At 69.7% G+C, this 6,893-nt stretch carries 3 protein-coding genes; 1 reads left to right on the top strand and 2 read right to left on the bottom strand.

Annotated features, from left to right (window positions below; genetic code table 11):
* Window positions 1-803: NAD(P)-dependent alcohol dehydrogenase (locus LQV45_RS14795; RefSeq protein WP_230007684.1), on the bottom strand; the 803-nt coding region annotated here is incomplete at its 3' end.
* Between the two features lie 195 nt (window positions 804-998).
* Between LQV45_RS14795 and LQV45_RS14790 the strand changes: the two genes are divergently transcribed.
* Window positions 999-2,465 (top strand): sodium:alanine symporter family protein, encoded by a 1,467-nt coding sequence (locus LQV45_RS14790; RefSeq protein ID WP_230007683.1) that lies wholly within the window; start codon window positions 999-1,001, stop codon window positions 2,463-2,465.
* 325 nt (window positions 2,466-2,790) lie between these two features.
* Here LQV45_RS14790 and LQV45_RS14785 read toward each other — a convergent pair whose 3' ends face one another.
* Window positions 2,791-6,621, bottom strand: coding sequence for a glycoside hydrolase (locus tag LQV45_RS14785; RefSeq protein WP_230007682.1), 3,831 nt, complete (start codon window positions 6,619-6,621; stop codon window positions 2,791-2,793).
* Window positions 6,622-6,893 lie beyond the last annotated feature (272 nt).

Raw genomic sequence — 6,893 nt, 5'->3', positions numbered from 1 at the left:
GCCCCGACGTTGACCATCGTGCCGTCGAGCGTCAGCGTGCCGAGGTACTGCTTGAGGTCCAGCGGGGCGCTGACGGTGTTGACGATGAGGTCGAACGTGTTCTTCAGCGTCCGGAACGTCTCGGGGTCGCTCGTGGCGTAGTAGTGGTCGGCGCCCATCTTCAGGCCGTCGTCCTTCTTGCTGAGCGTCTGCGACAGCACGGTGACCTCGGCACCCATGGCGTGCGCGATCTTGACGGCCATGTGCCCGAGACCACCGAGACCGACGATCGCGACCTTCTTGCCCGGGCCAGCGTTCCAGTGGTTCAGCGGCGAATACGTCGTGATGCCGGCGCACAGTAGCGGCGCGGCCGCCTCGTAGGGGATCGACTCGGGCACGCGCAGCACGAAGTCCTGGTCGACGACGATCTTCTGCGCATAACCGCCCTGGGTGACGGTGCCGTCGCGATCGACGGCCCCGTAGGTGCCGATGTTGCCGTTGAGGCAGTACTGCTCCTCGCCGGCGAGGCAGTTCTCGCACTCGCGGCACGAGTTGACCATGCAGCCGACGCCGACGCGGTCGCCGACGGCGTGCTTCGTGACGTCGGAGCCGACCTCGGCGACCGTGCCGACGATCTCGTGGCCGACGGTCAGCGGGTACGGAACCTCACCCCACTCGCCGCGGATGGTGTGGATGTCGGAGTGGCAGATACCGGCATAAGCGATATCGATGAGCACGTCGGCGGGGCCGACCTGGCGCCGCTCGATCGTGGTGGGCTCGAGGGGGGACGTCGCGGACGACGCCGCGTAAGCGTTGACGTGCATGGGGCTCCTCGGAGAGGGGGATGTCGAACCTCTCCATCCTTCCGTGGTTCGCGGCCCGCAGGGCGGAATCGGCGGAAGGGGGATGCCACGGGCGCGGCGAATTCGTGCCGCCCGGGGCTCCCAGCAGCACGCGGCGTCGGCGCTCGCGCCTGCGGTGAACTGGCGAGCGGCGGTCGCGGTCACCATACTGTGCGGATGGATGCTGTAAACGCGTGGCTGCTGACCTGGGGCGACAACCTGTGGACATGGATCGTCCTCCCGATCGTCGTCAGCCTCGGCGTGTACTTCACGATCCGCTCCGGCGTCGTGCAGTTTCGCCTGATCCCCGAGATGTTCCGGACGTTGAAGGATCGGACGCCGCGCACCGAGACCGGGGAACCGCAGTCCATCTCGTCGTTCCAAGCGTTCACGATCTCCGCAGCCTCGCGGGTGGGCGTCGGCAACATCGCGGGAGTGGGAACGGCCATCGCGATCGGCGGCCCCGGCGCGATCTTCTGGATGTGGCTGATGGCCTTCGTCGGTGGTGCATCCGCCTTCATCGAGTCGTCGCTGGCGCAGCTGTACAAGACGCGGGACAAGGACGGGTTCCTCGGCGGCCCCGCCTACTACATGCAGCGCGGACTCGGCGCGCGATGGATGGGCGTGCTGTTCGCCGTCATCCTCATCATCTGCTTCCCGATCGCCTTCAGCTCCCTGCAGGCGAACACCATCCAGGCCACCATCTCGGGGAGCTTCGGCGACGACTCCGCGGCGTGGCTCCCGGTGGTCATCGGATCCGCTCTGGCGGTCCTGATGGGACTCGTCATCTTCGGTGGCGTCCGTCGGATCGCCTCCGTCACGCAGACGCTCGTCCCCGTCATGGCGCTGCTGTACTTGCTCCTCGGGCTCGTGATCGTCGCCATCCACATCGAGCGCCTGCCCGGCGTGTTCGCGCTGATCTTCACCTCGGCGTTCGGCCCGAACGAGATCGTCGGCGCAGCCCTCGGCTACATCATCCTCACCGGCGTCAAGCGGGGCATGTTCTCGAACGAGGCGGGGCTCGGCTCGGCACCCAACGCCGGTGCGAGCGCGGCCGTGACGCACCCGGTGAAGCAGGGGCTCGTGCAGACCCTCGGCGTGTACTTCGACACGTTCCTGGTGTGCTCGATCACTGCGTTCCTGATCCTCGTCTCGGTCCCTGACCTGGCCAATGCCGAGCGCGGCATCGGGCTGACGCAGGGGGCGGTCGTCGGCGCACTCGGCAGCTGGTCCAACATCCTGCTGATCGTCATCATCTTCCTGCTGGCGTTCAGCTCGATCCTCGGCAACTACTACTACGGCCAGACGAACATCGAATTCATCACCTCGAGCCCGGCAGTGCTCCTCGGCTACCGTCTCTTCGCCATCGCGGCCGTGTTCGCCGGAGCCCTCGTCTCGGCCGACGTCGTCTGGAACTTCGCCGACGGGGCGATGGGATTCATGGCCATCGTCAACCTGGTCGCCATCGCGCTACTGTCGGGCATCGCTTTCACGCTCCTGAAGGACTACACCCAGCAGCGTCGGGAAGGGCTGGACCCGGTCTTCACCCAGGCGCGGATGCCGGGGGTCCGAGGGATCGAGGTCTGGGAGAACGAGCTGTCGGTCACCGGTCCGATCGATCTTCCCGCGGCCCGGCGACGCTGACGCCGCGCGGACCCGCCTCCGCCGCGGCTGCGGCGAACCCGCGGCACGAAAACAGGCGATGAGCCGAGAACAGGCCGATCCCGCGCGGATCGGCCTGTTCTCATGGCATCCCTGTTCCGGGCGCGCTTCCGGCGGTGCGCGGACGCCGCCTTCCAGCCGATCCCGCGCGGATCAGCCTGTTCTCATGGCATCCCCTGTTCCGGACGCGCTTCCGGCGGCACGCGGACGCCGCCTTCCAGCGGCACGCGGATGCCACGGGGCGCGCACAACGACGTGGCCGCGCCGACCGCCCGAGGGCAACCGACGCGGCCACGTGTTCTGAGGCTCAGGCCTGGGTACGCCGACGACGCAGGAGCACCAGCCCGCCGCCCACGAGGAGCAGGAACACCGCTCCGGCGACCGTGGCCGCGACGCCCTCGGCGTTCAGACCGGTGGTCGCGAGGCCGCCCGTCGAGGCGCCGGTCGACGGGCTCGAGAGACCCGTCCCCGAGCCGGTGCCGTTCGACGCCCCGCCGCCCGCCCCGGACCCGTCGCCCGAGCCGTCACCGCCGTCGGTTCCGCCGCCGGGGCCCGGGTCGACGGATGCCGCAGCGGGAACGATCACCGCGGAGCGGGCCGCACCCGCGGCGAAGCCGTCGGCGACCGCGGTCACCTCGACGGCGATCTGACGCCCTTCATCCGCGGAGGTCAACGCATATGCGTCGGAGGTCGCTCCGGCGATCGGCGCACCGTCGCGCAGCCAGGCGTAGGTCAGCGCCGCGTCGTCCGGATCGGTGACGACCGTCGCGCGCACCGTCGACCCGACGCGGGGCTCGCCGACGATCACCGGGGTGTCGACGCCGACCGTGCGAGCGATCGTCACCGTGTACGTGCGGTCGGTGCCGTCGGGAGCGGTGACCCGCACCGATCCGGTTCCTTCCGCGTCGCCGGGCTGCGTCACCACGACGCTCGCGTCCTCGTCCACCGCGAGCGCGTGCAGCGTCGGCCACGCTGCACCCGTCGACGCGACGGTGTAGGCGACCACATCACGGGCGAAGCCCGCGATCGGCTCGTCGCCCACGGTCAGGCGCGCGAGGTCCGCGATCCCCGCCGGAGCGGCCGCGGCGGCGAAGATCTCGACCTCCGAGACGATCATGTGCGTCTGCGACCGCGCGTTCATCACCACGCGCACCTCATCGGCCGCGGCGCCCAGGGGCACGTCGACCTTCGGAGCCCCGCTCGAGGGTTCGGGCACGGTGACCACCTCGCCCTGAACCCACTCGCCGCCCTGGACACGGTGGTCCACACGCATCGTCGAGGGCCAGCTGAGGCTGCCGCCGTCGCGGTAGAACTGCACCGACACTCCCGTCACGGTCTCGCGCTGGGCGAGGTCGTAGCTCAGGGTGTCCTGGGCGTTCTTGGTGCCCGACCTCCAGTTCGACCAGCCCTTGTCGGTCGAGCTGCCGTTGATCGTGTTGGCGACGCTGTACTGGGAGCTCTCGGTGAAGGTCGCCGACGGAGCGCTCTCCGGAGCGACGTTGCGCTCCGAGGCCTCGGTGACGATGACCGTCAGCGTCGCCGCGAGACGCTCGCCGCTCGGACCGGTGGCGAAACCGGTCACCGGCACCGTGCCGGGCTCGGCGAACGCGGCGTCGGTGAGGCCGTCCCACGTCCACTCGACGGGGATCCAGTAGCCCGACCCCGACGGACGCAGCTCGGCCCGCACGCTGCCGTCGGCCAGCCCCTTCACCGTCGCGAGAGCGATCCCCGCGGGAACGGTCGTCGACGCGGGCCGGGTCGCGGTGTACGCGCCGACCTCGACGGATGCCGTCGCCTCGAACGTCGAGCCGAAGAGGTCGGTGCCCGTCCCCCGCACCTGCACGGTGCCGGGTCGCGACCAGTCCAGGCCGTCGAGGCGCCAGGTCACCGCCGCCGCCCGCAGCGTGCGTCCGGCGTAGCGGACCGTGACGTCACCGGGGAGCTCCGGGGCGACGCCCACGGCCGTGGCGACCGACAGCGGTTCGGTGCCGACGATGCGGGACGTCGAGATGCGCCACTGCTGGTTGGAGCCGCCATTCGAGGTGTACAGGCCCACAGCGGCACCGGGCGTGGTGCTCTGGCCGTTGACGTCGAGCACCCGTTCGCTCGCGACGTTGAGCACCGAGTAGTACGTGCCGTCGGTCGTCGACGCCATCCACTGGAGGGCCGGGTCGGCCGCCGCAGCGGCCGGGTCGGAGTCGACGAGCGCGGTCCCCCCGTTGCGCGAGGCGAGGAAGGTCCCGTCGCCGTTCTGCAGCGTGAAGCGGTACAGGTTCGTACCCGCGCCCGAAACGGTGCGCACGGTCCACGACTGCGGGCGGATCGCGTCCGCCGTACCGCCGGGGAGACGCAGCGTGAGACCGGCCGTACCGTCGAGCGCGAGACCGCTCTGCAGACCTGTGAGCTGCACGGAGTCGCCGTCCCGGAAGGCGGCGGCGTCGCCGGAGACGCCCGAGACGCCGTCGATGACGAACGTGGTGACCGACTTGGCCGGCACCGTGAGGGTGGCGGTCCGGGATGCCGCGTCTACGACGACCTTCTCGCCCTCCCGGAGTGCGTTGACCGAGGGCTCCTCCGCCGTGGACTGCGTCGTCACGATGGGGGTGATGGTCGCGCCGGGGGCGACGGTGCCGAAGTCGCGCAGGTCGATCTCGACGGTCCGGTCGGTCGCCTCGGAGTTGACGTGCACGATCGTGGCGCCGTCGCCGTCGGCGTCGACCGCCGCGGTGGACTGGGCGTTGTCGGTCGACATCAGACGGTCGCCGGGGTGGATGTAGTGCGTGAAGTTGCGCACGGTGTTGAATTTCTCGTTCGTCTTCACCTGGCACGACGGGTCGGCATCGCCGTCGGCGATGCGCCGCAACGAATTGCCCTCGGCGTTGCAGTCGAAGTCGATGAAGACGCTGCCCCAGTTGAGCTTCTCGACCTTCTCCATGTTGTAGAGGTCTTCGACCGGCTGCCAGAACACCCAGGCGGTCGGCTCGAGCTCGCGCAGGTCGCCCACGATGTGCTGGGCCATGCCCAGACCGTTCTCGATGTCGTCCGTCACGAAGCCGCGGCTCTTGTCGGTCCAGTTGCCCTCGACCTCGCTCATCCACAGCGGCTTGTCCGCGGCCTTGGCGATGTCCCGCACGACCTGACGACCGTCGGTGCCGTAGGTGTGCACGTTGAGCTGATCGACGAGCCCCTTCGACTGCGCCGACCACGCGTTCCAGTTCGTCGCGAAGATGCCCGGGTTCGTCTCGTCCATCGCCGAGATCACGGCATCCGTGCTCGTCCCGGGCTGCGCGAGACGGGCCGCGAGCGCCTTCACCATGGCATCCTGCGCCTGCGGCCCGATGTGCGCGCCCTCCTGGCGGCTCGCCGACGTGGGCCACTGCTGGCCCTGAGGGATCTGCGTCGACCAGTAATTCGTGTTCGGCTCGTTGAACGGATCGATCGTGTCGAACCGGATGCCATGCTCCTTCTCGAGCTCGTCGACGACGGTCACGAGATACCCGGCGAACTTCTCCATGTCGGCGGGAGCGAGCTGCTCGCTCGTGGCGTTGTTGACGCCGCCCGAGACGTATCCGCTCTGCGTGAGGAAGTAGGGCGGGGAGTTGCTGAACGCCTCCCAGTGGGTGACCTTGTCCTTCAGCGCGTCGAGCCACCACCGCTGGGCGGAGTCGGCGTCGAAGTCGTAGTGCGTCGGGTCGTCGGGGTTCCACGCGGCCTTGTACCGTGCACGGTCGGCGAAGTCCGAGGTGATCTCGCCGTGCGCGTCGGTGGCCGGGAGCTCGGGGTTCCAGAACCCGGGCACGGCCCCGCCGGGCCGCAGGTACGACGGCACGTCGGACGCGTTGCCGCCGCCGACGTTGTAGCGCGCGATGTTGAGGTTCAGACCGTCGTCGCCGAAAACGGCGTCGAACAGCTTCTGCCGCACGTCGGCGGGGTAATTGCCGGTGGCGTTGGCGAACCACACCAGGCTCGTCCCCCAGCCCTCGAAGGGCTCCGCCGCGGACGCGGGGTTGGGGGTGATGCGGACGGCATCCGTCCCCGCCGCGACAGCAGGCGCCGCGGAGGCGGTGGTCATCGCCGCGATCCCACCGGCGGCCAGGGCGAGGGCACAGGTCATCGACAGCAGTCGAGCTGACTTCATCGTCATTCCGATCCGGCCGCTGCTCTGCGGCCTCGTGAGGGAAATGTTGACGTCAACATGTTGACGTCAACATCGAACCTAGCGGAGTCGGGCTCCGCGGCACAACGACCGAAGCCGCTCCGCCGCCGGCCCCGAGCGCCCCCGAGAGCGTGCGATCGCGGCATCCCGCGGTCGTCGTGCGATCACGGCATCCCGTGTTCGCGGCGCCCCCGGCGCGCGATCAGCGGAGGAGAACCGGCGTAGGGAGGACGGATGCCGGGACCCCCGTCCTC

The organism is Microbacterium sp. Bi128, assembly GCF_918698205.1.
Note: the sequence above shows the minus strand (reverse complement) of the source record. Positions and strands in the feature narration are given on the sequence as shown.

Excerpts from the sequence above, each read along its gene's own strand:
- LQV45_RS14790 (WP_230007683.1), top strand. The coding sequence starts at position 999 with ATGGATGCTGTAAACGCGTGGCTGCTGACCTGGGGCGACAACCTGTGG.
- LQV45_RS14785 (WP_230007682.1), bottom strand. The coding sequence starts at position 6,621 with ATGAAGTCAGCTCGACTGCTGTCGATGACCTGTGCCCTCGCCCTGGCC.